The following is a 26,139-nucleotide window of genomic DNA, read 5'->3' as shown; positions in this document are numbered from 1 at the left end:
GGACGGATCCGTCGTCCTGTCTGAACCCGTGGGGGGTCGCTCAGCCATGCTGTGCACGGAATGTCAGTTCAATACGGCGACGACGTCGGACGGCCTCTGCGGCGTCTGCGTCATCGCGGCCGCGCAGTCGCAGCCGGCGCCTCGCCCCGGGTACTCGTTCAACGGGCATCCCGCTCACCTGCGTTCGCCGGTCGGACTCGCCCGGGCGACCATCGCGCTGCTCGGCGCCGTCATCGCCGCCGACCTGTACTCGCTGTGGGCGGGCACGGTCGTCCAGGACGTGATGGACGATCTGCTCGGCTCGGGCTACACGGTGGGCTACGGGACGGATCTGGTGCGGGAGGCCGAACGGGCCGACACGCTGTACTCCGTCTCCGGCTATCTGCAGACGGCCGCGCTCGTGGCCACCTGCGTCGTCTTCCTCTGCTGGTTCCACCGGGTCCGCGTGAACGCCGAGGTGTTCGAGCCGTACATCCACAGCAAGACCCGCGGCTGGACGGTGGGCAGCTGGTTCGTGCCGGTCGTGAACCTGTGGTTCCCGCGGCGGATCGCGCTGGACATCTGGGACGCGAGCGGCGACCGCTCCGTGGCCCTCGACCGGACGATGACCCTCGGCGACTCCTCGGCGCGCGCCACGCACCCGCTGATCAACGGCTGGTGGACGCTGTGGGTGGCGAGCCTGCTCGTCGGGCGGTGGGCGTCCTCGGGGTACTGGGCCGCGGAGGAGCCCGACGAGGTCGACGCGGCGGTCTCCGGGCTGATGCTCGCGGACGTCCTGGACCTCGCGGCCGCCGTGATGGCGATCCTCTTCGTGCGCCGTCTGACGCGGATGCAGGACGCGAAGGCGAAGGCGGACCCGCTGACGGTCGGGCACGTTTCGTGAGCGGTCCTTGAGCGGTCCTTGGTCCTTGAGAGGTCCGTGAGATCCGTTTTCTGCTTTTTGGTGGCGAACTTGCTTACGTCTGTGGTGTATTCGCCCAAAGCCGATCGCAGCCGCCAAGAGCAGTTGAGCAGCGTGAGTCGAGTACACGGGGAGAGACGCAGGCATGGGCTACTGGGGTTATTACGTCGTGGGCAGGAGCGAGCGGCCGCTCGTGGAGCTCGCGGCGGTGGCGGGAGTGCGGGACGAGCTCAGCCTCCTCGTGCAGCGGGACGACGGCTGGCAGGTGTGGGAGGTGCCGGGCGGTGACGGCACGCGCGACGTCGGCAACATGAACACCCTGGCCCTGGAGACGGGTTCGCCCGCGCTCTTCGGCTACGTCATGGACAGCGACTGCGTGGTCGTCGAGGCGGCGGCCCCGGAGAGCGGCGTATGGACGACGTGCCTGGCCCGCGAGGCGATGGCCGGGTACCTCGGCGACGACGGTCTGAGCCTGGACGACTACTTCCTGGAGCCGCGTGACGCGGCGACCCGCGCGGTGACCTGGGCGGCGGAGTCGGGCAGGACGGTGGGGGCGGCGCCCCTGCTCGACGTGCTGAACGCCGCCGCCGAGCCTTCGGCGGAGGAGCTGTTCTTCCGCTTCCTGGACCGGCTCGGCGTGGTGCCGCAGTGACGTTCCTGGGGGCCCGCACGCAGTAGGGGACGTGCAGTGTCCGCAACGGGAGGCGTACGACATGGGCGGCCCGAGTCTGGTCGAGCTGATTGCCGAGGCCGACGAGAGGGGTCTGGCGGCGAGCGGGCTCGCCTGCCTCGACCGGTGTGTGCCGCTTCTCGGCGGCGGTGACGAGGTGCTGCGCCCGCTGTGGGGGAGCCTCGCGGAGGGCGGCGCCTGGGACATGGCGCTGGCGGAGGTGCGGGTGAAGCTGGGTGGCGCGGACGTCCTCGAGGACTCGTCCGCCGACGAGGCCATCACCCTCGCCTACCGCATGCTCGGCGCCGTCCCCTCCGCGCGGTCCGCCGCCGAGCTGCGGGAGTGGGCCGACGCCTGCTCCGTCGCCGCGCTGCAGATCCACCGTCTGCTGGACACCGCGCCGGACGGAGGCGCCCGCCCGTCGTCCCTGAGCGCGAGGCGTGAGGGCCGTACGGACGGGATGTCGCCGCTGGTCGCTGCCGAGTTGCGGCGACAGGTGCGGATCCTGGAGCTGCTGGCGAACCAGGGGGCGGGCGCCGGGGCGCTGCGGCAGGCGCTGGAGGTGTCGATCGAGGGGCGGCGCGTGCTGCGGGCCGTCGTCTCGCGGCGGGAGCGCGGCAGCAGGGTGTAGCCGCCGCCTGCTTCCCCCCGAGAACCGCCGCGAGCGGCTGCTTCTTCTCGAAGACGGTGGACGGCTGCGTGACGTGCTCACCGCCGATGTACAGGCGGTCACCGGCGAAGAGCATGCGGCGCTCCGTCGTGAACCTCGCCTTCATCTCGTACGTCGAGGACGGGTTCTGCTGGAGCTTCGTCTTCTCGTGCGGGCGTCGTCCTGTCCTCCGGGACGCCGAGCGCCGTGCCGCTCCCTCAGCTTCGGGGAGCAGCACGGCGCATGGGTTACTTCCTGCGGATACGTCTACGGCGTCAGGGTCTCGCCCAAGTGTGCGCCCGCCGGGGTGCCCAGCAACGTACGGCCGTAGTAGACGCCACCCGACGTCGATACGCCCGAACTGCCGCTGTCCAGCTGCAGGATCGTGCCGTTGCCCGCGTCCTCGCCGTCCACGCCGATCGCCAGATCCGCGCGGCCGTAGCCGGACAGGTCCGTCAGGGTCACCGACGCGCCCAGGCGGTCGGCCGCCTCCGTGGAGCCGGTGATCCCCGTCGTGTCCTGCGAGAACGCCGACGCGCCCGTGCCCGTCAGGCCGGACGACGTGCCCTTCAGGAGGAGTGACGTGCCTGCGTCCTTCCTCGACGAACCGTCCCGCGTGATGTCCTCGTTCGGTGCGCCCGCCAGGACGTCCGCGTAGCCGTCCAGGTTGTAGTCGCCCGCCGAGACCGACCAGCCCATCGCGTCGCCCGACTCGGCGGCGCCCGGGACTCCGGACGTGTCCTGGTGGACCGTCTTCATGCCGGTGGTCGTGAAGCCCGTCGACGTGCCTGGGATCACCGTCACCTGGCCGCCCGCGAACGCGCCCGACTCCGCCGTGTACGGCTGGCCTATGACCAGGTCGTCGTAGCCGTTGCCGTTCACGTCGCCCACTGCCAGTGACCTGCCGCCCTTCACCGTCAGCGAACCGACCCTGCTCAGGCCCGACCTCGTGCCCTTGAACCACTGCACGCGGCCGATCCCCGACTGGTCGCGGTAGTTCAGCGCCACGTCCGCGTAGCCGTCACGGTTGAAGTCGCCGGACGCGGCATCCGCGTACGAGATGGCCGTGTCGCCCGACGTCAGGGTGCCGCCCACCTCGCTGCCCGCCTTGAAGCGTGCCGCCCAGGTGCCGCCGGTGCCGGTGGACGCCGCGAAGACGTCCGCCTTGCCGTCCGCGTTGAAGTCGCCGACCGCCACCGCGGAGCCGAACTTGGCACCCGGGTAGTGGAAGTCGTCCGCCAGCTGCATGTCCGTGCCGGTGGTGAAGTCCGGGCCGTAGAGCATCGTGACCGCGCCGCGGTCCTTGTTCGTGGTGTCGTCCTCGCCGGGGGCGCCGATCGCCAGGTCCGCGTATCCGTCGCCGTTGATGTCACCCCAGGCCGTGGCCGCCGCCCAGTTGTCGCCCGCCTCCGAGGCGCCGGGGACTCCGGGGCTCGACTGGGTGAGGGTCTTCTTCAGCCCGCTCACCGGGCCGTCGAGGCCGCCCGGCACGACCGTCAGGCTGCCCACGCCGCCCGATGCCTTGGGCGTGCCCGCCACCAGGTCCGTGATGCCGTCCCGGTTGGAGTCCGACGTGGGGATCGCGGAGTTGCGGGCCGGGCTCGCCGCGTAGCGGCGGATCTCGCCGAGCTTCGCGTAGAGGGTCTTGCCGGGGCATGCCGTCGCGAAGCCGTCCCGGTGGCCCGAGATCGTGTTGAGCGACGGGGTGTCGCCCTTCTTCCACACGCCCGTGTCGTCGGCCGCCGTCAGCGTGGCCTTGCCCAGCGGGTCGCCGCCGTACTGGCCCAGCTTCCAGGCCGCGACGCGCGACACCGACTCCAGGGTCGCGCGGGTCGGCTTGCCCGCCGGTTTGCCCGTGGCCGGGTCGCCCTCGAAGTCGCCGAGCACCGCGATGCCCGCGGACTCGCCGTTGAAGCCGTACGTGTGCGCGCCGCGCACCGGCAGATCGGTGCCGCCGCCGCGGCCCTCGAAGACCTGGCCGCACTTGTCCACGAGGAAGTTGTAGCCGAGGTCGTTCCAGCCCTCGGTCTTCACGTGGTACGTCATGACACCGCGGACCAGGGACGCCGACTGGGCGCAGCTGTAGTCGTTCGTGCCGACCGTGTGGTGGACGAAGACCGCCTTGACCTTGTCTATGTACTCCGGCGGGTCCTCGACCTGGGACTCGTCCGCGCCCCACGCCGCCCTGCTGAGGATGGGCGGCTTGCTGACGGTGGACGGCGGAGCGGGCGGAACCGTGGGCTCCGGGTCAGGGGAGGCGGTGGGGGAGCCCGTGGGGGCGGGGGACGTGGGCGGCTCGGTGCCCGGATCCGTGGGGGTGGGCGAGGAGGGTGCCTCTGTCGGTGCCTCCGTCGGGGGGTCAGTCGGGGGGTCCGACGGCGCGGGCTCCCCGGAACCGCCGCCCGAACCCGGGTCCGGTGGCACCGTCGTCTCGTCGGCCGCGGGGGCCGCGAACGCCGCCGGCGCCATCGCGGAACCGTCCAGCGCCGGGTTGTCCGCCTCCTTGGACGTCACACCCGGGTCCACGAGGTTGACCTCAAGTCCCTTGGGGAGCGCCTCACTTGAGGTGCCGTCCGCCGCCACCACGCGGACCTCGACGCCGTCCGAAGGGCCGACCCACAGCGGCTCGGAGGCCGCGCGCATGCCCGCCTCGGCCTTCTCGGGCAGGTGCAGCTCCAGGTCCAGGCTCTGCCACCCGGTCCACTTGGCGCTCTCGATGGAGCGGGTGCGGACCTGGGCCGTGCCCTCAAGTTCCTTCGTCACGCCGGTCCATGAGACGCCGAGCAGCGAGAACTGCTTCGTCGACGTGCGCGGCAGCTCCCTCTCCTTGGCGCCGTCGGCCCTGAGCGCGATGTCGTGCACACTCACCGGGCGCTTGCCGCGGGAGACCTCGTCCGTCGAGTCCCCGGTCGAGGGATCCGCCATCGCGTACGTGACGGCCCCCGCGCCCCCCAGCACGACGGCTCCGATCGTCAGCCACGCCCTGCGCTTGAGACTCAGCGGTCTGTACGCGTGCGTGGTTCGCGCTGTATCGCGCGGTTTACGCGGGCTCAAATACCCCACCCCTTAGCGGAATTACCGGTTGACCAAAACGAGTGCTTACGACCGGCCCGAGGGTCAAACGGTTGTACGTGGCTGGGCGAAATGCGACGTGACGTATCCCGCACTTCTGAGGTGTGACGTTTGGGTAATGCGTTGCGCTGGGTCACCTGACAGCTGTGAACGGGGAGTGAGAGAGAAGTGCGGGTGGGGAGCGTGGTTTCTGTGGTGGGGAAGAGACGCCGGTGGGTGCGGGGAGTCGCCTGCTGTCTCGTGATGGGGGCGCTCGTGTCCTGCGGTGGTGGTGAGGGGAAGGTGTACGAGGGGCTGGTCGAGCGGACGCCGTCGGAGCCGCCGAAGCCCGCCGACGAGGTGCGGGGCGAGCGGCTTTCCGGGGAGGCCATGGAGTTGCTCAAGAGCGCCGACACCTTGCGCATCAGCGCCGAGATCACCGGCCCCGCCAAGCACCAGAAGATCTCCGTGCACATGGACCGCCACAACAGATGCACCGGGACGTTCGACGACGGGCCCACCAAGAGCGGCGACATCGTCATGATCAGTGCCAAAGAGGCCTACTTCCGTTTCTCGGGCGAGGCGCTCGACGCGATCCGTGCCGCCGGTGAGGCGAGCGGCCGCCCGGAGGTCGCGGCCAGGGCCAGGGAGCGGACGGCGCTCGCGCGCGGCAAGTACATGAGGATCCCGACGGAGCGCCGGGCGCCGAGCGCGGCCTCGCCGGCGCAGATGTGCGACCTGGGCACGGCGCTCGGCGACCTCGACGGCGGCTCACTCACCGATCTGAGCGGGACGCGGGCGCTGCCGGAGAGGCAGTGGCACGGGCGGCGGGTGACGCCGCTCGAAGCGACGGACGGCGGCAACGACATGACCGTCTACCTGGCGACGGGCGACAAGCCGTACCTCGTCGGCATGACACAGACAAAGGACGACGTGCGCATGGAGATGGAAATGTCCGACTACGACAAGCCGGTCGTCGCGCGGGCCCCCGACCCGTCCCTGGTCCTCGACCTGGCGGACGTCGGCCTCGGCGGTGGCTCGCTCTTCGAGGTCTGAACCGCCCGGACCTGTGACATTTCTGTGGACCTTGGCGCAGCTCACCGTGGGGGCACGGACACGGTGAGCAGTGTCGCAGCGGTACGGATGGGAAAGCGTGGGTCGAGGAGGGGAACCCCGTCGCGCACAGGCGCGGGACGAGGAGCTGGGCGCCGCGGTCGCGCGGGCACAGGAGGGCGACGAGGCGGCCTTCGCGGTCGCGTACCGCCTGGTGCAGCCGGGGCTCGTCGGCTATCTGCGGGGTCTGGTCGGCCACGACGGAGAGACCGCCGAGGACATTGCGGCCGAGGCCTGGCTGGAGATCGCCCGCGACCTGGGGCGGTTCCGGGGCGACGGCGCGGGCTTCCGCGGCTGGACGGCGACCATCGCGCGCCACCGGGCCCTCGACCATCTGCGGCGCCAGAAGGTCAGGCCGCGCCCGTCCGCCCTCGAACAGGACATGCTCGAACTCCCCGGACCGCACAGCACGTCGGAGCAGGCGCTCGAGTCGATCTCCACGGAGCAGGCCATCGCGCTGATCGCTGGGCTGCCGCGGGATCAGGCGGAGGCGGTGCTGCTGCGGGTGGTCGTCGGCCTGGACGCCCCGGCGACGGCGCGGGTGCTCGGCAAACGCCCCGGGGCGGTGCGTACCGCCGCGTACCGGGGCCTCAAGCGGCTCGCCGAGCAGTTGGGCGCGGCGCGAGGTGTGACGGATGACGGCGCCGGTCCGCTGGGGGAGTCGAGATGACCGGGGAGTCAGGATGGGCGTGAACGAACGCGTGGACGCGGTGTTGGGTGAGGCGGTGCGTTCCGGCGCCGTCGACGCCGACGCCCAGAGCCGTGCGGTCGCCGCGTTCCGCTCCGCGCGGGACGGGGGCAACCACCGGGCACGCACCCGCCGCCGCGACGACTGGCGTCCGAGCGCACGAGGCCGTGCGCTGGGTTCGCTGCGGGCGGCGGTGGGCGCGGTGATCGCGAGCGTGCTGCTCGGCGGGGTCGCTCTCGCCTCCATCAACGCGTCGCCTACGCCGGACACCAGCGCCCCCGACCGCGACCGCCCGAGCCCGCCCCGCACAACGGCCCCCGCACAGCGCCCGGCCTCGCCGACGCCGCCGCAGGCGGAGCAGCCCGGCAAGGCGAAGGACGCGAGCAAGGGCAAAGGCAAGGACAAGGGCAAGAGCAAGGCCCCCAAGGAGAGCCACAACAAGCACTCCAAGGAGCCGAAAAACGCGAAGCCCCCCAAGCCCCCCAAGCAGCCCAAGCCCCACACCGGTTGAGGAGCGGCCGGGGGAGCGCCCCGAAGGGGCGCGGGGAACGGCGCGACCAGCCACGACCAACCCGCAGACGAACAAGGGGAGAGGGAGCGGCGCCCGAAGCCAAGGGGGAAGGGGCGAAGCCACAGGGGGGAGATCCGCCCAGGGCCCCCGCCAAGGTGAGCGGCCGGGGTCGCCACCCCCCACAGGAGAGACCCCGGCCGTCACGCGGACGGACCGCACGCGGCCCGTACTCCCTTCAGCGCCGCGGGTGCGTTTTCTGTCACACCGCGTACTGTCACGCGCTAGTTGCGCGTTGTACCAAACATGGACGTGAGCCCACTTCAGCCCGTAGCGTGCTGCTTCGCGCCAGGCTGCGGGGGCAGGACCGCAACCGGTGTAGGCGCATAGGGAGAAGTTGTGCTGGGGGACGACGCGGAACTGACCGCCGCGGTGCTTGCGGCGCAGGACGGGGACGAGACCGCGTTCCGGACTGTGTACCGCGCCGTGCACCCGCGGCTGCTCGGCTACGTAAGAACGCTGGTCGGAGACCCGGACGCGGAGGATGTCGCGTCCGAGGCCTGGCTGCAGATAGCCCGGGACCTCGACCGGTTCAGCGGCGACGCGGACCGGTTCCGCGGCTGGGCCGCGCGCATAGCGCGCAACCGCGCGCTCGATCACATACGTATGCGGGGCCGCCGCCCGGCGATAGGCGGCGACGAGACCGAGCTGACCGGGAAGCCGGGCGAAGCGGACACAGCCGACGAGGCGATGGAGTCCCTCGCGACCGGAGACGCCCTCGCCCTGATAGCCCAGCTCCCGCAGGACCAGGCGGAAGCGGTCGTGCTCCGGGTGGTCGTCGGCCTCGACGCCAAGAGCGCGGCCCTGACCCTCGGCAAGCGCCCCGGAGCCGTCCGCACCGCCGCGCACCGCGGCCTGAAGCGGCTCGCGGAACTGCTCGGCGCCGACGGCCCGCCGAGTCAGGGTGCGCTGGACGCGGTACCGCCCCAGAGGGAGCGGCGCGGGCCTGCGGTGACGTCCGCCGGTGTGACGCATTCGCGTATCCGGGCGCAGAAGGACATGTGATGGCCGACGAGGATTACAGGTGGCTGGACCGCGAAGCGGCGGAGCGTTTGCTGAGCGGTGACCCCTTCGACGGCACCGACGGCACCGACGGCACCGACGGCGTTGACGGCACCGACGGCATCGACAGCACCGACCCTCAGGCGCGGGAACAGGCCGCGCAACTGGCCAAGGCGTTGGCCGCACTGGCCGCCGACGACCGCGCGGGCTCCGTCGTACCGGCCGACATTTCCTCCGAACTCCCTGGTGAAGCCGCCGCGCTCGCGGCGTTCCGGGAGGCTCGTGGCCCTCATGCACGGACAGCTTCTACGCGCGTGGGAGCGGGCGAAACGGTGCATATCGGCCGCTCGTCCGAGTCTCCGCGCCCCGCACGCTGGGCCCGCCCCCTGCGGTACGGACTCGCCGCGGTGCTGGCCGGCTGCATGATCGGCGGAGTCGCCGTGGCGGCCGGCACGGGCGTGCTCCCCTCGCCGTTCGGCGACCGTGACAAGCCGGGCCCCGCGGCCTCCGCCTCGTCCGTCGCCTCGCCCGAACCGCTCTCGTCGCCGTCCGACGACGCGAGCAGCGCGCCGGACGTCGAGCCCGACGACGTGACCACCACCCCGGAAGACCCCACGCGCGAACCCGGCAGCAGCGCGCCGCCGCAGGAAGTCGAGGACCCAAAGAGCACGTCCAAGGGCGGCAACGGCGGCGCGGGCACCACGCAGCCCGGCTCCGGCGACCCGCAGCGCGAGGACGAGGCGAGCGACTGGTACCGCAAGGTGGTCTCCGCCTGCCGCGACTACCGCAGCGGAGAGCTCCAGGGCGACAAGAGGCGCCGCCTGGAGGAAGCCGCCAAGGGACCCCGGCGGGTGACCGAGTTCTGCGGCCGTGTCCTGGACGGATCGGGCAACGACCGCGAGCACAACGGCGGCAGCGGCGATGGCGGCAACGGCGGCGACGACGGAGACAACGGCGGCGACGGCGACCAGGGCAACGGCGACGGAACGTCCGGCGGCGGCAACGACCACTGGGGCAACGGCGGCAGCAGCCCCGTCCCGCCGATCGTGGCCCCCTCGGTGCCGCATCCGGCGCCCACGGTGACCGCCTCGTACAGCGCGCAGCCCGTACTGCCCGATAACGGGTCCTAGCCGAGTCCTGCCCGCGTCCCGGTGGGCCTCTGACCTGCTCGGAAACATCGCGCGCCGCAGGTGTGACGTTTTTTGGAGCAGCGACGCAGTAAGAAGTGAGCCGACTGGTCATCGGCCCGCGCACGAGCCAGGGGTTCCCCCCGTACCTTTGGCTCAGTGCCACCAGCGTGGGCGGGAGACGTTCCCCCGATCCCGCCCACGCTGATTAATCCGGCCCCGGGCCGTTCTCCGCATCTGCCGGCCTCACTTGTAGACGACGACCTTGTCGCCGTTCTTTACCTGCGAGAACAGACTCGCGATCTTCTTCTCGTCCCGTACGTTCACGCAGCCGTGCGAAGCGCCGTTGTAACCGGTCGCCGCGAAGTCCGACGAGTAGTGCACGGCCTGGCCGCCGCTGAAGAACATCGCGTACGGCATGGCGGTGTCGTACAGCGTCGAGACGTGGTGGCGTGACTTCCAGTAGACGGTGAACGTGCCGTCACGGGTGGGGGTGTACTGCGAGCCGAAGCGCACGTCCATCGTCGAGACGGCCTTGCCGTCGATCATCCAGGTCAGCGTGCGGCTCTCCTTGCTGATGCACAGGACGCGGCCGGTCATGCAGCGCTTGTCGGGCTTCGACGCCGGGATGCCGCCTCCCGAGTACAGCTCGTACTTCGTGGGCTCGCGCGTCATGCCGACCAGCTTCTGCCAGGTCACCGTGTCCGTCGTGCCCGTGCGGGGCAGCCCGCGCTTGCCCTGGAACCCCTTGACCGCGGAGGTCGTGGACGAGCCGTACGTCCCCGAGGGGTTGTCGAAGAACCAGGCGATCTGCCGGAGCCTGGCCTGCAGCTCACGCACCTGGTCGCCGCGCTGCCCCGGCGCGAGCAGCGTCTTCGGCGCCGGCTCGGGGGTCGGCGCCGCCTCGGAAGGTCCCTCGGCCGTCCCCTTGGACGGCCCGGACGGCTCATCGGGGCCGGTCCCGTCCGACTTCGTCTTCGTGGGGGAGATCCTGACCGGCTGCGCCTTCCCGTCCGAGTCGACGGCCTGCGCCTTGCACCCGCCGACCAGGGCGACCGCGACCACGGCCCCCACGGCTATCGCACCTTTGCCCACAACGACCCCCGTCATCGCTGAACTGCTCCACAGCCTCGCTGAGAGTGTTCCCCGCGAGTGACCACCCCTGAACGTTGCCGCATGCTGGGGGAGGACCGCTATACCGGAGAAGTAACGGAGAAGGATCTCTCGCAGGAGGCGCAGAGCGATGGCGCGTGATTCGGAGTCCGGACTGCCCGTCGAGCCCGTGTACGGCCCCGAGGCCCTCGACGGCTGGGATCCCGCGACGAAGCTGGGCGCACCGGGCGCCTATCCCTTCACACGCGGCGTGTATCCCACCATGTACACCGGCCGCCCCTGGACGATGCGCCAGTACGCGGGCTTCGGCACGGCCGTCGAGTCCAACGCCCGCTACCAGCAGCTGATCGCGAACGGCACGACGGGCCTCTCCGTCGCCTTCGACCTGCCCACGCAGATGGGCCACGACTCGGACGCCCCGATCGCGTCCGGCGAGGTCGGCAAGGTGGGCGTCGCGATCGACTCGATCGACGACATGCGCGTCCTGTTCGGCGGCATCCCGCTGGACAAGGTGTCGACGTCGATGACGATCAACGCCCCCGCCGCCCTGCTGCTCCTCATGTACCAACTGGTGGGCGAGGAACAGGGCGTCGACGCAGGCGAGCTGACGGGCACGATCCAGAACGACATCCTGAAGGAGTACATCGCGCGCGGCACGTACATCTTCCCGCCCAAGCCGTCGCTGCGCCTGGTCGCGGACATCTTCAAGTACTGCCGGGCCGAGATCCCGAAGTGGAACACCATCTCCATCTCCGGCTACCACATGGCCGAGGCGGGTGCGACGCCCGCGCAGGAGATCGCCTTCACCCTCGCCGACGGCATCGAGTACGTCCGCACGGCGGTCGCGGCGGGCATGGACGTGGACGACTTCGCGCCCCGCCTGTCCTTCTTCTTCGTGGCACGTACGACGCTCCTGGAGGAGGTCGCCAAGTTCCGTGCCGCGCGCCGCATCTGGGCCCGCGTGATGCGCGACGAGTTCGGCGCGAAGAACCCGAAGTCGCTGATGCTGCGCTTCCACACGCAGACGGCCGGGGTCCAGCTCACCGCCCAGCAGCCCGAGGTGAACCTCGTCCGGGTCGCGGTCCAGGGCCTGGGCGCGGTGCTCGGCGGCACCCAGTCCCTGCACACGAACTCCTTCGACGAGGCGATCGCGCTGCCGACCGACAAGAGCGCGCGCCTGGCCCTGCGCACGCAGCAGGTCCTCGCGTACGAGACGGACGTGACCGCCACGGTCGACCCGTTCGCCGGGTCGTACGTCGTCGAGAAGATGACGGACGACATCGAGGCCGCGGCCCTTGGGCTCATGGAGCGCGTCGAGGACATGGGCGGCGCGGTGGCCGCCATCGAGCACGGCTTCCAGAAGAGCGAGATCGAGCGCAGCGCCTACCGCATCGCCCAGGAGACCGACTCCGGTGAACGCGTGGTGGTCGGCGTCAACCGCTTCCAGCTGGACGCGGAGGAGCCCTACGAACCCCTCCGCGTCGACCCCGCCATCGAGGCCCAGCAGGCGGCCCGCCTCGCGAGGCTGCGGGCGGAGCGCGACCGGGCGGCGGTGGACGCGGCACTCTCCTCGCTCCAGGAGGCGGCCAAGGGAGAGGCCAACGTCCTCTACCCGATGAAGGACGCGCTGCGGGCGCGGGCGACGGTGGGCGAGGTGTGCGACGCGCTGCGGGAGGTGTGGGGGGCGTACGTGCCGACGGACGCGTTCTGACCAGGGGGGTTACTCGAATGGGTGATGCAGGGCGGAATGACGGCGGGGGCGGTTACGCTCATGAAGAGTGCTCCCGAAAGGAGGCTGCCATGGCCGTGATAATGCATGAGACGTCGCTCGCCGATGCTGCCGACCGCCTCTGGGAAGAGCTGCCCGGACACCGGGTGGAGATCCTCAACGGGAGCATTGTTGTGACACCGCCGCCGGATGGTCAGCACCAGGACACCTTGTCCTGGCTCACCGTGGAGCTTTACAAGGCTGGGGCCCGGGAGGCGGGGCTCCGCCATGTGCAGGGCATCGGCCTCTGGCTGCCGACCGGCCCTGACGACTTTGCGGTGCCCGACCTGTCCATCGTCGACGTGGACTACAAAGACGAGGTCGTCGAGAAGAACTGCTACGCCCCGCATGTGTTCCGCCTGGTCATGGAAGTGACATCGTCCAACCGGGCCGACGAACTGGTCACGAAGGTCGAGACCTACGCCAGGACGGGCATTCCCGTATACGTCGTCGTCGACCGGAAGCACGACGAGGTGCTGGTGTACTCGGACCCCGACGGGGACGAGTACGTGACCTGCTCCCGCTACAAGCGCGGCCAGTCCGTCCCCGTCCCCCCGTCCGTGGGCGTCACCCTCGACCTGCCCGTGGACACCCTCCTGGACGGCGACTGACCGATCCGGGAGGGGCAGGCCTCAGTGGTGCCAGGCCGACCCGCCCACGTTGTGGATCATGCGCTGGAGGACCTTGAGGGTGCGGATGTACTCCTCCTCAGGGATGCCCTGGTGGATCTGGTCCCGGGTCTTCTGCTGGCGCAGGGCGGTGTTGTCCCGCAGGGTGCGGCCCTCATCGGTGATGCGGAGGCGGCCGTCGGCGTCCTCGGTGAGCAGGCCGCGCTCGTGCAGGGCGCGGATGTCGTGCTGCAGGGAGCCGTCGCCCACGTTCAGGTAGCCGCGCAGAGTGGCGAGCACGGCCGCCTTGTCGCGGCCGTCGTCGGCGACGATCTGGTTCAGGATCCACCACTCGGGCTGGGTGAGCCCGGACTCGGCGAGCATGGTGCGGATGTGGTGGACGACGGCCTCACCCGCGGCCGATGCCCAGTAGCCGATGGGCTGGTCGATGAGGTCTTCGTCGCTGTGGGAGTACGTGAAAGTGTCCATGCCCTGAAGGTAGAACCTCAAGTTTGCTTGAGGTCAACTGTCTTCGCGGATGAGTTGTCCTGGCGGATCAGCCTGACGTAGTCGGTCAGGCCCCTCGCGTCCTCGCCCGCCCAGCCGACGTACCCGTCCGGGCGCACCAGGAAGAGGCCCTTGCCGTAGGGCGCGTAGGCATCGACGCGGTGTACGTGCACCAACTCCTCGTCCAGCGAAGGCAGTTCGGCATCCGTGCCGACCGCGAGCAGTGTGCAGTGCGGTCCCCTGAACGCGTCGAAGAGCCGTCCCGCGCCGCACGGCCCGTCCGGTGCTCGGTCGCCCGCCCGCAGCGCCTCGTCCGGGAGGTCCGTGCGGGTCTCCACCGACAGGGAGCTGTCCCGGTAGCCGAGGCCCAGCTGGCGGGTGGCCTCCCCGCGCCGCTCCTCGCCCCGGTGGATGCGGGTGGAAAGGCCCAGCATCTGCGCGGCGTTGGGCAGCCGCTCGGCCTCGTACGTGTCGAGGAGTGCGTCGGGGGCGCCGCCCCGCAGGACCGCGCCCAGCTTCCAGCCCAGGTTGTACGCGTCCTGCACGCTGGTGTTCAGGCCCTGGCCGCCCGCGGGTGAGTGCACGTGCGCCGCGTCGCCGGCCAGGAACACGCGGCCTGCGCGGAACCGGTCCGCCATCGCCGCGCGCGGCCGGAAGTCGGAGGCCCAGCGCACCTCGGTCACCTCGTCGGCGGCCAGGTGCGTACGGGCGGCGACGACTTTGCGTACGCCTTCGAGCGAGGTGTCGGGGGCGGTCCCGTCCGTGAACTGGGCCGTCAGCTGGAAGTCCGGGGTGCCCGACAGCGGGCAGATCGCCAGGAAGCCCCCGCCGTCGGCGGCGGGCGGGAACATGTGCCAGTTGTCGCGGTCCAGGGCGGGGATGCGGACGTCGGCCACCAGGATCGGGTTCGGGTCGACGGTCTCGCCCGTCATGCCGATGCCGAGCGCCGCGCGCACGGTCGAACGGCCGCCGTCGGCCGCCACGGCGTAGGCGGCGCGGACCGTCCTGCCGTCCGCGAGCCGGGCGGTGACGCCCTCCTCGTCCTGCGCGAGGCCGGTCAGTGCGGCGCCGAACTCGATCTCCGCGCCGCCGAGTTCGCGCAGGCGGGCGTGGAGGATCTCCTGCGTGCGCCACTGGGGGAGCATCAGCGGCCGGTCGTACGGGGCGTCCGGGGTCGGCTCACTCTCCTCGAACATCCGGTGCTCGCCCTGCCGCTCGCCGTCCTGCCAGACCATGCCGACCGGGTAGGGGCCGCCCGCCGCCTCGGCCGCCTCGATGACCCCGAGGTCGTCGAAGACCTCCTGGGTGCGGGGCTGGATGCCCTTGCCGCGGGAGCCGGGGAAGAGGGTGTCGGCCCGCTCGACGACCAGGGCGTCCACGCCGCGTCGAGCGAGGTCGCAGGCGAGGGTCAGGCCCGTGGGTCCGGCGCCCACGATCAGTACGTCGGTCATGACAGCCATGACGGCTCCGTCCTTAACGCTGTTAAGTGCCATGCCCGGAGCCTGCGCTTAACGGTGTTAAATTGTCAAGGTGGCTACGACACCCCTGGACCGCACCCGCGTGGCGCGCACCGCCCTGAAGCTCCTGAACGAGACGGGCCTCGACGGGCTCTCCCTGCGCGCCATCGCCAAGGAGCTGGACGTCAAGGCGCCCGCTCTGTACTGGCATTTCAAGGACAAGCAGGCGCTGCTCGACGAGATGGCGACGGAGATGCTGCGGCGCATGAACGACGAGCTCGCGGCGGAGGCGGTACCGGACGCCGACTGGCCGACCGCCTTCGCCGCCGCGATGCGCGGCCTGCGGCGGCACCTGCTGAGGTACCGCGACGGCGCGAAGGTCTACAGCGGTACGCGCTTCACGGACATGTCGTACGCCGCCCCCATGGAGGCGCACCTGCGCATGCTCACGGCGGGGGGCTTCACGCCGGGCGGCGCGGCCCGCGCCTGGCTCACGGGGTACAGCTACACGATCGGCTACGTGATCGAGGAGCAGTCGATGGGCCCCGACCCCGCGAAGGAGGGGGGCGGCTACGACCTGGAGGCCCGCGCGCAGCGGCTCGCCGCGTATCCGCTCGCCTCGGCGGCCGGGGACGAAATGTTCCGCGACTACGACGCGGGGTTCGAGAAGGGCCTCGCCGCTGTGGTCGCCGGGATCGGGGCGACGATGCTGGACACCCGGCACGCATAGGCTTGGCCCATGGATGAGGGCGAGACGCTGGAGCGGTTGGTCCAGGAGCTTGTGGACGCGATAGGGGAGGCCGAGGTCGTCATGGGCGAGGCCATGGACGTGGCCCGCGCGGTGGCGGCGGACGAGGACGCCGACACCGCCGCGGACGGAGTCACTTCCGAACCATGAGCCCGTTCCGGATCAGCGGCGTCAGCCGCTCCTCCACGAAACGGTTCAGGAGCCAGGCGAGCAGCAGCATGGCCGCGATCGTCAGGCCGAAGGTCGCGTACGACGGAAGCCCGAGCCCCCGGTGCAGCGCGGCCACCGTCACCCAGCCCAGGTGCTCGTGCACCAGGTAGAACGGGTAGGTCAGGGCCCCCGCCACCGTCAGCCACTTCCAGTCGACCCGGTGCAGGGCGCCGAGGGCGATCAGGAGCACCGCGGCGAAGCCCGCCGTCACGACCGCGATGATCCCGAAGGACGTGCGGTAGGAGAAGAAGTCCGGGTTCGGGGCGTGCCACAGGCGCGAGACCGCGTAGTGCTGGCCGATCAGCCAGCTCACCCCCACGATGCCCCAGGCCGTGAGGTCCCTGCGGTCGCGGTGGACGAGGTAGATGCCGATGCCGCCGATGAAGAAGGGGGCGTACTCGGGCATGAGGACGAGGTCGAGCAGCGGCTCGTTCGCACCCTCCGCGACGACCGCGGCCAGGGTCCACACCGCGCAGAACAGGATCACGCGGGCCCGGTTCGCGCCCGGCAGGACGACGAAGAGCGCGAAGAGCGCGTAGAAGCGCAGCTCGGCCCAGAGCGTCCAGCAGACCCCGAGCACCCGGTCCACGCCAAGCGGTTGCTGGAGCATGGTCAGATTCACCAGGGCGTCGCTGGGCGAGACCGCCTCGTACGTCACGACGGGCAGCGCGAAGACCGCCGTCACCAGGATGATCGCCGCCCAGTAGGAGGGGAGCAGCCGCGAGGCGCGTGAGGCGAAGAACGCGCGCAGCGGACGGCCCCAGCCGCTCATGCAGATCACGAAGCCGCTGATGACGAAGAAGATCTGCACGCCCAGGCAGCCGTAGGCGAACCAGCTGTGCGCGGTGGGGAATTGAAGCTGCGGCGAGCCGCCCCAGGCCTCGCTGATCTCGCCGTCGCGGCCGCCGTAGTGGTAGGCCGCGACCATCAGGGCCGCGATGAGCCGAAGGCCGTCCAGGGCTCTGAGGCGGGGCCGCGCACGCTTGGCGGCCACGGGGGCCGGAATCGTGCGCGCGAGGGCAGCCGTCTTGTCCGCCCCCGGGGAGTGCTTCGGGAGCGTGGTTCCGGGAGAGGTCATCCGAGTGCGGTCCGCTTGATGGTGCGCTGGACCGAACGGGCGCGGCGCGCGACCCGGCGTACGGCCGCGTTGCGCGGGATGAACGAGAGCTGCGAGGGCAGCGCTCCGGGCAGGGCGAGGGCCGTGAGGCGGCGCCGCTTGAAGTAGCGCCAGGTGTGCGGAGTGAGGTGCGTCGAGAGATACCGCTCGGCGGCCCCGCGCAGACGGGGATAGATCTGCGGCTGCATGGCGAAGCCGACGGCGACGAGCAGCTCGCCCAGGTCGCCGACCGGCATGCCCGGCTGCCGCCCGGTGACCGCGCCCTTGTCGGCGAGGTCGGGGATCAGCGCGTCCACGATGGTGACCGGGACGCGGTTGCTGTTCTGGTAGGGCGCGAGCCGCTCCAGAAGCGTCTCGGTGCCGGTGCGGGCGACCGGCAGGCCGTACAGCGCGGACGCGGTGAGCAGCGCCGTCGAGAAGCAGCCGATGACGAGCGCGGGGCGCATCCGCTGGTAGAGGACCTCGGCGAGGACCGGCGAGTCGAGGACGGTCAGCTCCACGCCGATCGCCTCCGCCTCCTTCTCAAGCATGCGCGACCAGCGGGCCGGAGCCGTCGGGTGCGGCTTGAACACCACGCGCGTGTGGCCGAGTCCGGCTGCGCCGCGCACCATGCGCACGTGCAGCTCCTCCTCTTCCTCGGCGGTCAGGATGCCGAGCGCGGAGAGGTACTGGCCAAGGAGCAGGGCGGGTTCGGCGATGTCGGGGATGTCCGCGACATCGGCCTCGGCGAGGCGGTCGAGCACCTTCACGAACGCCTCGGTCGGCACGATCTCCGGCTCCACGCCGAACTCGGTCAACAGCAGCGGGGTCAGGCCCGGCACCAGGTCCAGGTGAAGGAGGCGCCGCACCCGCGTGCCGACCAGCGGGTCGATCTTGTTGCGGGTGGGGCCGTAGCTCATCAGGCCGTCCGCGTAGACGTCCACGGGCGCGCCCGTGAAGATCTGCGCGAGGGCCAGGGCCGGGTTGACCTGGATCGACTCGACGGCCAGCTCGATGTCGTCGTCACCGAGGTCCCACAGGAGCCGGATGTACCGCTCCCACATCGGGATGTCGTCCGCCCGGGGGGCCCAGCCGCCCGGGTGAAAAGGGGAGATGGCCTCGTTCCAGGAACGTACGTCGTCGAAGCGGTCCCGCAGGCGCTCGAAGCCCGGCATCTCGTCCACGGCGACCGTCGTCTCCGGGGTCGCCGCGTTGTTGCTGACGAGCAGCAGCCGCCGGTCGGCGGGACCGAAGCGGTCGGCGTCGATCGCGGCGGCGAGCGTCGCGGTGCCGTACAGCGTGGACGCCATGAAGATCTGCGTCGTCGCCATTACGCGGCCACCTCCGCCGACACCGGGCGCCGGCGCAGCCGGCGAAGGCGCGTCGCCCGCTGTATGTCCATGGAGTCGAGGGCGTCGTCGAGAACGCCCTGCGGCATCCGCTTCAGGGCTGCCGCACTCAGCGACTTCAATTTCCGCGCCACTTGTGGCTCGAACCTTTCGATGGATCCCAGATGGTGGGAAATGATCGCGCAGTAAGTACGGACGGCCTTCGGCAGGAGTTTGTCCGCATCGCGGTCCTGAGCCGTTTCCCGGACCACCTGGTCGAATGCACGGATGAAATCGAGCTGTCGTACGTCACCGATCTGCGTCAGTGACGACGCGACCCCGCGCCGGTAGAAAACGCCGAGCAGACCCACCGCGGCGAAGGATTCCGCCTCGCGGTGCAGGCGCCAGATCCACGGCCGGTCCTCCGCGGTGCGCAGACCGTCCGTGAAGTGGAGCAGGCCCTGGTCGGCCAGGCGACGGTGGTAGATGCCCGCCCAGGCGTAGGCGTAGTCGACGGACGTCGACCGGTCGGCGGGCAGGATGACGTCCCGCGGCGGCATGACGACGCCGCGCCTGCCGTGCGGGACACGGTGGACGGAGCGGGCCCGAGCGGTGCACTGCACATGGTCGGTACGCACGAAGTCGCAGCCCAACTGCTCGATGGACGCCACGAGTTGCGCGTAATAACCGGGGGCGAGCCAGTCGTCACCGTCCAGGAAGGTGAGGTACTCGCCGCGCGCCGCGTCAAGGCCCGTGTTGCGGGCGGTCGCCAGACCGCCGTTCGTCTCATGTCTGAGATGGACGGCGCCGGGCAGTTCGCGCGCGGCACGCTCCAGGATCTCTGGAGTCTCGTCCTTCGAACAGTCGTCGACGAGAATGAATTCGAAGTCTTCGCGTGCGTTCGCTCGCAGACTCTTCAAGGTGTCGGGCGCGTATTGCTGCACGTTGTAGAACGGCACGATGACGGAGAGCTTAACCACGTGGGTGACGTTAGGTGTCGGCCCGGCATTCGTCTTGGCCGAAGGTGAGATGTCAGGTGAACGACGCATGGCGGAATGGTTAACCCGCCTGCCCATCGGCGGTTTCCCGGGCTGATTCGCCATTCGTCGGCGTGCTGTTAACCGTTTGTTGCACCTGAGTTGGGCCGCCAATCTCAATGCCTTCCTAGCGTCCTTCCTGTGCCAGTAAGCAACAGCGGGACGACACGGATCACCGTGCTCGCCGACTCCGACACCCGGTGGAAATGGGGTGCGCTCACCGCGGGCCGCCTCGCGGGTGAGGGAGCGGACACACGCCTCGACGGACGCCTCCTCAGGGGCCGGGCCACGCCCACCGTCCGCCAGCTCGAAGAGGTCGGGGTGCGCGCGGACTCGCTCCGTGAGGTCACCGCGGTCGAGTTCCTGCGCGAGGTGGAGCGCGAAGCACCCGACGTGATCGTGCTCGCCCTCGTGGGCGGCGCGGTCCAGGCGGTGCTGCACGGCCTGGCCCGTATGACCGCGGCCTCGAAGCGGCGTCCCGTGATCGTCACCGGCTATGTCGGCGTCGTCTACGAGAAGCTCGCCGACGGCCTGCTCCTGCGGCACGGCGCGGACGTCGTCCTCGCCAACTCCCGGCAGGACGCGGAGCGTTTCCGCGCCGTGTACGAGGGAGTGGGCGCCGACGCGTCGGGCGTAGTGGAGAGCGCGCTGCCGTTCCTCGGCGGCGCGGCGTACGAGAGGAACGACCCCTACACGGTCGTCTTCGCCGCGCAGCCCTCCGTGCCCGACAGCCGCGCGCACCGCACGTACCTGCTGAGCCGCATGGTCAAGCACGCACGCCTGCACCCGGACCGCGAGGTCCTGATCAAGCTGCGCAGCAAGCCCGGCGAACACACCACGCACATCGAGGAACTGCCCTACCAGAAGCTCGCCAAGGGCGAGGACCTGCCGCCCAACTGCCGCCTCGTGTACGGGAACATGGGCGAGGTCCTCGACCGCACCGACCTGCTCGTCACGGTCAGCTCCACCGCCGCGCTCGAATCCCTGCACCGCCGCATCCCCACCGCGGTCCTCACCGACCTCGGGGTGCGCGAGGCGCTCGGCAACCACCACTTCATCGGCTCCGGATGCCTGGCGTCCTGGGACGAGATCGACGCGGGGTACAGCCCCGAGGCCGCTCCGGAGTGGGTCGCACGGCAGGGCGTCGCGCCCGACGGGACGTACGAGACGGCCTTCGACGCGGCTCGTGAGCGCGTCGCGAGCCTCCTCGCACAGCCTCAACTGCCGCCCGTCGCCCCGTACTACAGCCTCCTCACCGCCCCCGGCTACCTCCCCGGCATCCTGGCCCGCCACCACCTCGGCCCGGACGGCACCCCGCTGCCCGGCGCGCCCGCCGCGGACCGCGAGCCGGGCCCGGTGCGCCAGGCCGTCCGCAGCGCGGCGCGCGGCGCCTACCGGCACGGGGTGCAGCGCGTGGCCCCCGTCATCCGGCGGATGGGCGAGCTGTGAACCCCGGGCGAGCCGTGATCCCCCACCCCACTCAAGGAGCCCCCATGTCCCACCCCGCCCCAGGAAGCGCGCCCGCACACCGCGTCCTCGCCGTCATCCCGGCCCGCGGCGGCTCCAAGGGCGTGCCCGCCAAGAACCTCGCCCCGGTCGGCGGTGTGCCCCTGGTGGCGCGCGCCATCCGCGAGTGCCTGGCCGCGCGGCTCGTCACGGACGTCGTCGTCTCCACGGACGACCACGTGATCGCCGAGGCCGCGCGCTCGGCCGGCGCCGAGGTGGTCCTGCGGCCCGCGGCGATCGCGGGGGACACCGCGACCAGCGAGGCGGCCGTCCTGCACGCGATGGACGCGCACGAGTCGCTGCACGGCACGGCCGTGGACGTCGTCCTGCTCGTGCAGTGCACCAGCCCCTTCATCGTCCGCGAGGACGTCGACGGCGTGGTCGGCTCGATCATCGACGGCGGCGCGGACACGGCGCTGACCGTGGCCCCCTTCCACGGCTTCGTGTGGCGCGACGCCGACGACGAGCCCGCGGCCCTGGACGCGCGGCGCACCGGCGAGGTGGGCGGCACCACGAAGGTCGCCAACTCCACCGCCACCGACGGCGGTTACGGCGTCAACCACGACAAGTCCTTCCGCCCGCGCCGCCAGGACCGCCCCCAGGACCTCCTGGAGACCGGCGCGGTCTACGCCATGGACGTGGCCGGGTTCCGCGAGCACAAGCACCGCTTCTTCGGGCGCACCGAGCTCGTACGGACCGACCCGGCGCGCGTCCTTGAGGTCGACGATCCGCACGACCTCGCCCGCGCCCGCGCGCTCGCCCCGCTGTTCGACGGCGGCCGGGCCGACGCCCTTCCGACCCGCGACGACATCGACGCGGTCGTACTCGACTTCGACGGCACCCAGACCGACGACAGGGTGCTGATCGACTCCGAAGGACGGGAGTTCGTCTCCGTGCACCGCGGGGACGGCCTCGGCATCGCGGCCCTGCGTGATGCGGGGATCCCGCTGCTGATCCTGTCCACGGAACAGAACCCGGTCGTCGCCGCGCGGGCCCGGAAGCTCAAGCTTCCCGTCCTGCACGGCATCGACCGCAAGGACCTCGCACTCAAGCAGTGGTGCGAGGAGCAGGGCATCGCTCCCGAGCGCGTGCTCTACGTCGGAAACGACGTCAACGACCTCCCCTGCTTCGGCCTCGTCGGCTGGCCGGTGGCGGTCGCGAGCGCCCACGACGTCGTACGCGGCGCCGCACGCGCGGTCACCGCTCTCCCCGGTGGTGACGGCGCGATCCGAGAGATCGCCGCATGGATCCTCGGCCCCTCCCTCAACAAGTAAGGAAAGTTCCTGCCATGAGCTCCAACTCCCGTCTGCGCACCTTCGGTTCGAAGACCGCCGGTCCCGGCCACCCCGTCTACATCACCGGTGAGATCGGCATCAACCACAACGGCGAGCTCGACAACGCCCTCGCCCTGATCGACGTGGCCGCCGACGCCGGCTGCGACGCGGTCAAGTTCCAGAAGCGCACCCCGGAGATCTGCACCCCGCGCGACCAGTGGGACATCGAGCGCGACACCCCCTGGGGCCGGATGACGTACATCGACTACCGCCACCGCGTGGAGTTCGGCGAGTCCGAGTACCAGGCCATCACCGAGCACTGCAAGAAGCGCGGCATCGACTGGTTCGCGTCCCCGTGGGACACCGAGGCCGTCGCCTTCCTGGAGAAGTTCGACCTCCCGGCCCACAAGGTCGCCTCCGCGTCGCTCACCGACGACGAGCTGCTTCGCGCCCTGCGCGCCACGGGCCGCACGGTCATCCTCTCGACCGGCATGTCGACCCCGAAGCAGATCCGCCACGCGGTCGAGGTCCTCGGCTCGGACAACATCCTGATGTGCCACGCCACGTCGACGTACCCGGCGCAGGCCGAGGAGCTCAACCTCCGCGTCATCAACACCCTCCAGCAGGAGTACCCGAACGTCCCGATCGGCTACTCCGGCCACGAGACGGGCCTGCAGACCACGCTCGCCGCGGTCGCGCTCGGCGCCACGTTCGTCGAGCGCCACATCACGCTCGACCGCGCCATGTGGGGCTCGGACCAGGCCGCGTCGGTCGAGCCGCAGGGCCTGACCCGCCTCGTCCGCGACATCCGCACCATCGAGGCCTCCCTCGGTGACGGCGTCAAGAAGGTCTACGAGTCGGAGCTCGGCCCGATGAAGAAGCTGCGCCGCGTCGCGGGCGTCGTCGCCGAGGCCGACGCGGCCGAGCGCGAGCCGGTAGCGGTCTGAGCGCGCTGACGCTCTTACCGGGACCTTTCACCGGGACCCCTCACCACCAGGACAGGACACGGTCATACGACGATGAGCCCCCGACCCGGGCCGACGGCCCCCACCGCTGCGGCGCCCGCCACCCTGGCGTTCGTAGAGAGCCCTGTGCAGCTCCTCAACGTCCTTGAGTGGGCGCATTCGGCGGGGGCGACCGGCCCGGCCGGGGGTCTCACCGTCGTCGTCCTCTCCCCGAACGACCCGATGACCCGGGGCCAGCTGCGCCGCATGGCCCAGCTGGCGCGCGACGAGGGCCTGAACGTCCGCTGGGAGGAGGCGCGCGGCGGCGCGGCTGCTCCCTTCCACACGATCGGCGGCCTGACGGGCGCGCTGCGGGCGGCGGGCCGGATCGTCATCGGCGACCCGTTCTCGCGCTACGTACAGCTGCTCCTGACGATCACCAGGGCCCGCTCCCTCGTGGTCGTGGACGACGGCACGGCCACGATGGAGTTCGTGGCCCAACTGGCCGCGGGGGAGCGCCTGGTGCGCTGGCACCGCCGCGGCGGGCGCCCCGGCGTGCGCGACATCGCCTTCGCCCCGATCTCGGCCTCCGCCCGCCGCCGCCTGACACCCGGTGGCAAGCGCACGGTGGAGGTCTTCTCCTCCATGCCGATCGACTCGGCGCCGGACGGCGTGCGGGTGACGGTGAACAGCTTCGCGTGGACGCGGGAGCGCTTCGGCCCGCCGCGCGTCTCCAAGGGCGCTGACCTGGTCGGCACCTCACTCGTCGAGACGGGTGTGGTGGACCTGGACCGCTATGTGGAAGCGGTCCGCACCCTGTCCCGCGCACACGGAGCGACCCGCTATTTCGCGCACCGCCGCGAGAGCTCGGAGAAGCTCCACCGCCTGGCGGTGGAGACGGGCCTGCAGGTGGTCCGCCCGGACCTCCCACTGGAACTGATCGCCCGCCGGGGCCCGATCGGCAGCACGATCCTGAGCTTCCCCTCGACGGTGGTCCACACCCTGCCCCTGGCCCTCGCGGGCACGGAGGTCCGCGTCGCGGTCTGCGACATCGACCCGGCCTGGCTGACGGAGAACGCCTCACCCCGGGCCCAGGGCTTCCTGTCGGGCGTCACGGGCACGGCACGTGACGTACACCGCCTGGCGTCGGTGGCCTCCGCGCATTCCCCGGCGCAGGGGGTCGCGGCCACGGCGTGACCAGCGGCTTTCCCCCTGGAGGGCGAGAGAGTTTACCCACCTCAACTAGCGCCCATGCGCTACGCGGCCACTTTTTCTTACCCTATCGGGCTGAACTTTTGTTGATCGTGGGTCAGTTGGCCCGTGCCTCGCCCTACCCTTCAGAGGGTGAACCAACTGATGTCACGAGAGTCCGAGCGAGGGTCCGAGGCCGATCTGTCCGGGGAAGCAGCGGGGGACGCCCCCGGGGAAGCAGTACTCCCCGGTGCGCTCCCGGACGCCCTGCGCACCGAACTCATTGCCTTCCGCCGCGACTTGCACATGCACCCCGAGCTCGGCAACCAGGAGTTCCGTACGACCGCGGCCCTCAAGGCCCGGCTCGAGCGCGCGGGCCTCAAGCCCCGCGTACTCGACATCGGCACCGGACTGGTCTGTGACATCGGCACCGAACAGTGGGACGGCGTGCGCCCCATGCTCGCGCTGCGCGCCGACATCGACGGGCTCCCCATCCCGGACACCAAGCTCGGCGTCCCGTACCGCTCCACCGTGCCCGACCGCGCCCACGCCTGCGGGCACGACGTGCACACCACCGTGGTGCTCGGCGCGGGGCTCGTCCTCGCCGAGCTCGCGGAACAGGGGCAACTGCCCTTTCCCGTACGGCTGATCTTCCAGCCCGCGGAGGAGGTCCTGCCCGGCGGTGCGCCCGATGCCATCGAGTCCGGTGTGCTCGACGGCGTCGGCCGCATCATCGGCGTGCACTGCGATCCCCGCGTCGACGCCGGGAAGATCGGCCTTCGGCACGGCGCGATCACCTCCGCCTGCGACCGGCTCGAAGTCTCGCTGGACGGCGCGGGGGGACACACCGCGCGCCCCCACCTGACCACCGACCTCGTCACCGCCGCCGCCAAGGTCGTCACCGAGGTCCCCGCCCTGGTCGCCCGGCGCATCGACGCCCGCTCCGGGCTCGCGGTGACGTGGGGCCGCATCGAGTCAGGCCATGCCTGCAACGTCATCCCGCAGCACGCCGAACTCTCCGGCACCGTGCGCTGCCTGGACCTCACCGCCTGGCGCAAGGCGCCCGACCTGGTGCACGGCGCCATCCAGGAGATCGCCGACCTCTACCGCGCCAAGTCCGAGGTGAACTACATCCGGGGCGTCCCGCCCGTCGTGAACGACCCGGACGTGACGGACCTGTTGAGCGAGGCCATGCGGCTGCGCCTCGGCCCGCACTCCGTCGAGGACACCGAACAGAGCCTGGGCGGCGAGGACTTCTCCTGGTATCTGGAGCACGTGCCCGGTGCCATGGCCCGCCTCGGCGTCCGTACGCCCGGCGAGCGCACCGTCCGGGACCTGCACCAGGGCGACTTCGACGCGGACGAGTCGGCGATCACGGTGGGCGTCGAGCTCTTCACCGCGGCGGCGCTGATCGACGGCGTCGGTAGGTGAGCAGGTAGGTAAGCACCGCTATCGGCCGGTTACGGCGGACCCGTTCACCCGGACGTAACCGGCCCTCGGCACGAATAGGTAACGCAGTGCGAAACCCCGTTCCCCTCCCTTTCTACGCGCGTTACTGTGCGCCGAAATCAGGCCCTTCAAGG

At 71.0% G+C, this 26,139-nt stretch carries 24 protein-coding genes; 17 read left to right on the top strand and 7 right to left on the bottom strand.

Going from position 1 to position 26,139, the window contains the following annotated elements:
- Nucleotides 1–46: 46 nt before the first annotated feature.
- The 3 genes from M4V62_RS17445 to M4V62_RS17435 all read left to right on the top strand — a co-directional run bounded on the left by M4V62_RS17445 (nucleotide 47) and on the right by M4V62_RS17435 (nucleotide 2,202).
- Entirely contained in the window at nucleotides 47–883 is an 837-nt protein-coding gene (locus tag M4V62_RS17445) for a DUF4328 domain-containing protein (protein ID WP_249588194.1), read from the top strand.
- A 163-nt stretch (nucleotides 884–1,046) separates the two neighbouring features.
- Nucleotides 1,047–1,553, top strand: coding sequence for a hypothetical protein (locus tag M4V62_RS17440; protein WP_249588193.1), 507 nt, complete (start codon nucleotides 1,047–1,049; stop codon nucleotides 1,551–1,553).
- Between the two features lie 61 nt (nucleotides 1,554–1,614).
- Entirely contained in the window at nucleotides 1,615–2,202 is a 588-nt protein-coding gene (locus M4V62_RS17435; RefSeq protein ID WP_249588192.1) for a hypothetical protein, read from the top strand.
- Between the two features lie 285 nt (nucleotides 2,203–2,487).
- On the opposite strand, the gene M4V62_RS17430 is transcribed toward M4V62_RS17435, so the two are convergent.
- Complete coding sequence (locus M4V62_RS17430; protein ID WP_249588191.1) at nucleotides 2,488–5,178, bottom strand: FG-GAP-like repeat-containing protein; 2,691 nt, start codon at nucleotides 5,176–5,178, stop codon at nucleotides 2,488–2,490.
- Nucleotides 5,179–5,535: 357 nt separating this feature from the next.
- On the opposite strand from M4V62_RS17430, the gene M4V62_RS17425 reads away from it, so the two are divergent.
- From M4V62_RS17425 to M4V62_RS17405, 5 genes are all read left to right on the top strand, one after another.
- Entirely contained in the window at nucleotides 5,536–6,327 is a 792-nt protein-coding gene (locus tag M4V62_RS17425) for a hypothetical protein (RefSeq protein ID WP_249588190.1), read from the top strand.
- 97 nt (nucleotides 6,328–6,424) lie between these two features.
- On the top strand, nucleotides 6,425–7,054 hold the full coding sequence (locus M4V62_RS17420) for an RNA polymerase sigma factor (RefSeq protein WP_249588189.1): 630 nt from the start codon (nucleotides 6,425–6,427) through the stop codon (nucleotides 7,052–7,054).
- A gap of 19 nt (nucleotides 7,055–7,073) precedes the next feature.
- Nucleotides 7,074–7,583, top strand: coding sequence for a hypothetical protein (locus M4V62_RS17415; RefSeq protein WP_249588188.1), 510 nt, complete (start codon nucleotides 7,074–7,076; stop codon nucleotides 7,581–7,583).
- 396 nt (nucleotides 7,584–7,979) lie between these two features.
- Nucleotides 7,980–8,645 (top strand): RNA polymerase sigma factor, encoded by a 666-nt coding sequence (locus M4V62_RS17410; protein ID WP_249588187.1) that lies wholly within the window; start codon nucleotides 7,980–7,982, stop codon nucleotides 8,643–8,645.
- The gene (locus tag M4V62_RS17405) at nucleotides 8,645–9,772 is read left to right on the top strand and encodes a hypothetical protein (RefSeq protein ID WP_249588186.1); all 1,128 of its coding nucleotides are present in this window, start codon (nucleotides 8,645–8,647) and stop codon (nucleotides 9,770–9,772) included. Before M4V62_RS17410 ends, M4V62_RS17405 begins: the two co-directional genes overlap by 1 nt.
- Nucleotides 9,773–10,015: 243 nt before the next feature.
- Here M4V62_RS17405 and M4V62_RS17400 read toward each other — a convergent pair whose 3' ends face one another.
- Entirely contained in the window at nucleotides 10,016–10,879 is an 864-nt protein-coding gene (locus M4V62_RS17400; protein WP_249588185.1) for a L,D-transpeptidase family protein, read from the bottom strand.
- A gap of 133 nt (nucleotides 10,880–11,012) precedes the next feature.
- Here M4V62_RS17400 and M4V62_RS17395 point away from each other — a divergent pair, with 133 nt between their 5' ends.
- Together M4V62_RS17395 and M4V62_RS17390 are read left to right on the top strand one after the other, a co-directional pair.
- Nucleotides 11,013–12,593, top strand: a complete 1,581-nt coding sequence (locus tag M4V62_RS17395; RefSeq protein ID WP_249588184.1) for an acyl-CoA mutase large subunit family protein — start codon at nucleotides 11,013–11,015, stop codon at nucleotides 12,591–12,593.
- 89 nt (nucleotides 12,594–12,682) lie between these two features.
- On the top strand, nucleotides 12,683–13,261 hold the full coding sequence (locus M4V62_RS17390; protein ID WP_249588183.1) for a Uma2 family endonuclease: 579 nt from the start codon (nucleotides 12,683–12,685) through the stop codon (nucleotides 13,259–13,261).
- 21 nt (nucleotides 13,262–13,282) lie between these two features.
- Here the strand turns inward: M4V62_RS17390 and M4V62_RS17385 are convergent, their stop codons facing one another.
- Complete coding sequence (locus M4V62_RS17385; protein WP_249588182.1) at nucleotides 13,283–13,747, bottom strand: MarR family winged helix-turn-helix transcriptional regulator; 465 nt, start codon at nucleotides 13,745–13,747, stop codon at nucleotides 13,283–13,285.
- Nucleotides 13,748–13,764: 17 nt separating this feature from the next.
- The gene (locus M4V62_RS17380; protein WP_249588181.1) at nucleotides 13,765–15,225 is read right to left on the bottom strand and encodes an FAD-dependent oxidoreductase; all 1,461 of its coding nucleotides are present in this window, start codon (nucleotides 15,223–15,225) and stop codon (nucleotides 13,765–13,767) included.
- 61 nt (nucleotides 15,226–15,286) lie between these two features.
- Between M4V62_RS17380 and M4V62_RS17375 the strand changes: the two genes are divergently transcribed.
- Together M4V62_RS17375 and M4V62_RS17370 are read left to right on the top strand one after the other, a co-directional pair.
- The gene (locus M4V62_RS17375) at nucleotides 15,287–15,952 is read left to right on the top strand and encodes a TetR/AcrR family transcriptional regulator C-terminal domain-containing protein (RefSeq protein ID WP_425575065.1); all 666 of its coding nucleotides are present in this window, start codon (nucleotides 15,287–15,289) and stop codon (nucleotides 15,950–15,952) included.
- Between the two features lie 9 nt (nucleotides 15,953–15,961).
- Nucleotides 15,962–16,120, top strand: coding sequence for a hypothetical protein (locus M4V62_RS17370; RefSeq protein WP_249588179.1), 159 nt, complete (start codon nucleotides 15,962–15,964; stop codon nucleotides 16,118–16,120).
- Here M4V62_RS17370 and M4V62_RS17365 read toward each other — a convergent pair.
- From M4V62_RS17365 to M4V62_RS17355, 3 genes are read right to left on the bottom strand one after another with little or no spacing between them, the layout of a single operon-like run.
- On the bottom strand, nucleotides 16,104–17,258 hold the full coding sequence (locus M4V62_RS17365) for an acyltransferase family protein (RefSeq protein ID WP_249588178.1): 1,155 nt from the start codon (nucleotides 17,256–17,258) through the stop codon (nucleotides 16,104–16,106). The genes M4V62_RS17370 and M4V62_RS17365 overlap by 17 nt on opposite strands.
- Nucleotides 17,255–18,607 (bottom strand): alpha-2,8-polysialyltransferase family protein, encoded by a 1,353-nt coding sequence (locus tag M4V62_RS17360; protein WP_249588177.1) that lies wholly within the window; start codon nucleotides 18,605–18,607, stop codon nucleotides 17,255–17,257. The genes M4V62_RS17365 and M4V62_RS17360 overlap by 4 nt, the downstream gene beginning before the upstream one ends.
- On the bottom strand, nucleotides 18,607–19,584 hold the full coding sequence (locus tag M4V62_RS17355) for a glycosyltransferase family 2 protein (protein ID WP_249588176.1): 978 nt from the start codon (nucleotides 19,582–19,584) through the stop codon (nucleotides 18,607–18,609). Before M4V62_RS17355 ends, M4V62_RS17360 begins: the two co-directional genes overlap by 1 nt.
- Before the next feature lie 198 nt (nucleotides 19,585–19,782).
- On the opposite strand from M4V62_RS17355, the gene M4V62_RS17350 reads away from it, so the two are divergent.
- The 5 genes from M4V62_RS17350 (at nucleotide 19,783) to M4V62_RS17330 (ending at nucleotide 25,987) form a co-directional block, all read left to right on the top strand.
- Nucleotides 19,783–21,090 carry a DUF6716 putative glycosyltransferase gene (locus M4V62_RS17350; protein ID WP_249588175.1) on the top strand — a complete coding sequence of 436 codons (1,308 nt, stop codon included), beginning with the start codon at nucleotides 19,783–19,785 and terminating at the stop codon, nucleotides 21,088–21,090.
- 44 nt (nucleotides 21,091–21,134) lie between these two features.
- Nucleotides 21,135–22,421 carry an acylneuraminate cytidylyltransferase gene (locus M4V62_RS17345; RefSeq protein ID WP_249588174.1) on the top strand — a complete coding sequence of 429 codons (1,287 nt, stop codon included), beginning with the start codon at nucleotides 21,135–21,137 and terminating at the stop codon, nucleotides 22,419–22,421.
- A gap of 14 nt (nucleotides 22,422–22,435) precedes the next feature.
- A complete protein-coding gene (locus M4V62_RS17340) occupies nucleotides 22,436–23,368 on the top strand; it encodes an N-acetylneuraminate synthase family protein (protein WP_249588173.1) in 933 nt (310 codons plus the stop codon).
- Nucleotides 23,369–23,440: 72 nt separating this feature from the next.
- Nucleotides 23,441–24,562 carry a hypothetical protein gene (locus M4V62_RS17335; RefSeq protein ID WP_249588172.1) on the top strand — a complete coding sequence of 374 codons (1,122 nt, stop codon included), beginning with the start codon at nucleotides 23,441–23,443 and terminating at the stop codon, nucleotides 24,560–24,562.
- A gap of 159 nt (nucleotides 24,563–24,721) precedes the next feature.
- Nucleotides 24,722–25,987: a M20 family metallopeptidase gene (locus M4V62_RS17330; protein WP_249588171.1), complete on the top strand. Its 1,266-nt coding sequence runs from the start codon at nucleotides 24,722–24,724 to the stop codon at nucleotides 25,985–25,987.
- Nucleotides 25,988–26,139 lie beyond the last annotated feature (152 nt).

Origin of the sequence: Streptomyces durmitorensis (assembly GCF_023498005.1) — a bacterium.
In the GTDB taxonomy this organism is placed as follows: Bacteria; Actinomycetota; Actinomycetes; order Streptomycetales; family Streptomycetaceae; genus Streptomyces; species Streptomyces durmitorensis.
The sequence above is the reverse complement of the archived record's forward strand: the minus strand, read 5'-3'. Positions and strand labels throughout refer to the sequence as shown.

What these genes read in the sequence shown, in the direction of transcription:
- M4V62_RS17445 (WP_249588194.1), top strand. Translation starts at nt 47, where the DNA reads ATGCTGTGCACGGAATGTCAGTTCAATACGGCGACGACGTCGGACGGC.
- M4V62_RS17440 (WP_249588193.1), top strand. Translation starts at nt 1,047, where the DNA reads ATGGGCTACTGGGGTTATTACGTCGTGGGCAGGAGCGAGCGGCCGCTC.
- M4V62_RS17435 (WP_249588192.1), top strand. Translation starts at nt 1,615, where the DNA reads ATGGGCGGCCCGAGTCTGGTCGAGCTGATTGCCGAGGCCGACGAGAGG.
- M4V62_RS17425 (WP_249588190.1), top strand. Translation starts at nt 5,536, where the DNA reads ATGGGGGCGCTCGTGTCCTGCGGTGGTGGTGAGGGGAAGGTGTACGAG.
- M4V62_RS17405 (WP_249588186.1), top strand. Translation starts at nt 8,645, where the DNA reads ATGGCCGACGAGGATTACAGGTGGCTGGACCGCGAAGCGGCGGAGCGT.
- M4V62_RS17400 (WP_249588185.1), bottom strand. Translation starts at nt 10,879, where the DNA reads ATGACGGGGGTCGTTGTGGGCAAAGGTGCGATAGCCGTGGGGGCCGTG.
- M4V62_RS17395 (WP_249588184.1), top strand. Translation starts at nt 11,013, where the DNA reads ATGGCGCGTGATTCGGAGTCCGGACTGCCCGTCGAGCCCGTGTACGGC.
- M4V62_RS17390 (WP_249588183.1), top strand. Translation starts at nt 12,683, where the DNA reads ATGGCCGTGATAATGCATGAGACGTCGCTCGCCGATGCTGCCGACCGC.
- M4V62_RS17385 (WP_249588182.1), bottom strand. Translation starts at nt 13,747, where the DNA reads ATGGACACTTTCACGTACTCCCACAGCGACGAAGACCTCATCGACCAG.
- M4V62_RS17380 (WP_249588181.1), bottom strand. Translation starts at nt 15,225, where the DNA reads ATGGCTGTCATGACCGACGTACTGATCGTGGGCGCCGGACCCACGGGC.
- M4V62_RS17370 (WP_249588179.1), top strand. Translation starts at nt 15,962, where the DNA reads ATGGATGAGGGCGAGACGCTGGAGCGGTTGGTCCAGGAGCTTGTGGAC.
- M4V62_RS17365 (WP_249588178.1), bottom strand. Translation starts at nt 17,258, where the DNA reads ATGACCTCTCCCGGAACCACGCTCCCGAAGCACTCCCCGGGGGCGGAC.
- M4V62_RS17360 (WP_249588177.1), bottom strand. Translation starts at nt 18,607, where the DNA reads ATGGCGACGACGCAGATCTTCATGGCGTCCACGCTGTACGGCACCGCG.
- M4V62_RS17345 (WP_249588174.1), top strand. Translation starts at nt 21,135, where the DNA reads ATGTCCCACCCCGCCCCAGGAAGCGCGCCCGCACACCGCGTCCTCGCC.
- M4V62_RS17340 (WP_249588173.1), top strand. Translation starts at nt 22,436, where the DNA reads ATGAGCTCCAACTCCCGTCTGCGCACCTTCGGTTCGAAGACCGCCGGT.
- M4V62_RS17335 (WP_249588172.1), top strand. Translation starts at nt 23,441, where the DNA reads ATGAGCCCCCGACCCGGGCCGACGGCCCCCACCGCTGCGGCGCCCGCC.
- M4V62_RS17330 (WP_249588171.1), top strand. Translation starts at nt 24,722, where the DNA reads ATGTCACGAGAGTCCGAGCGAGGGTCCGAGGCCGATCTGTCCGGGGAA.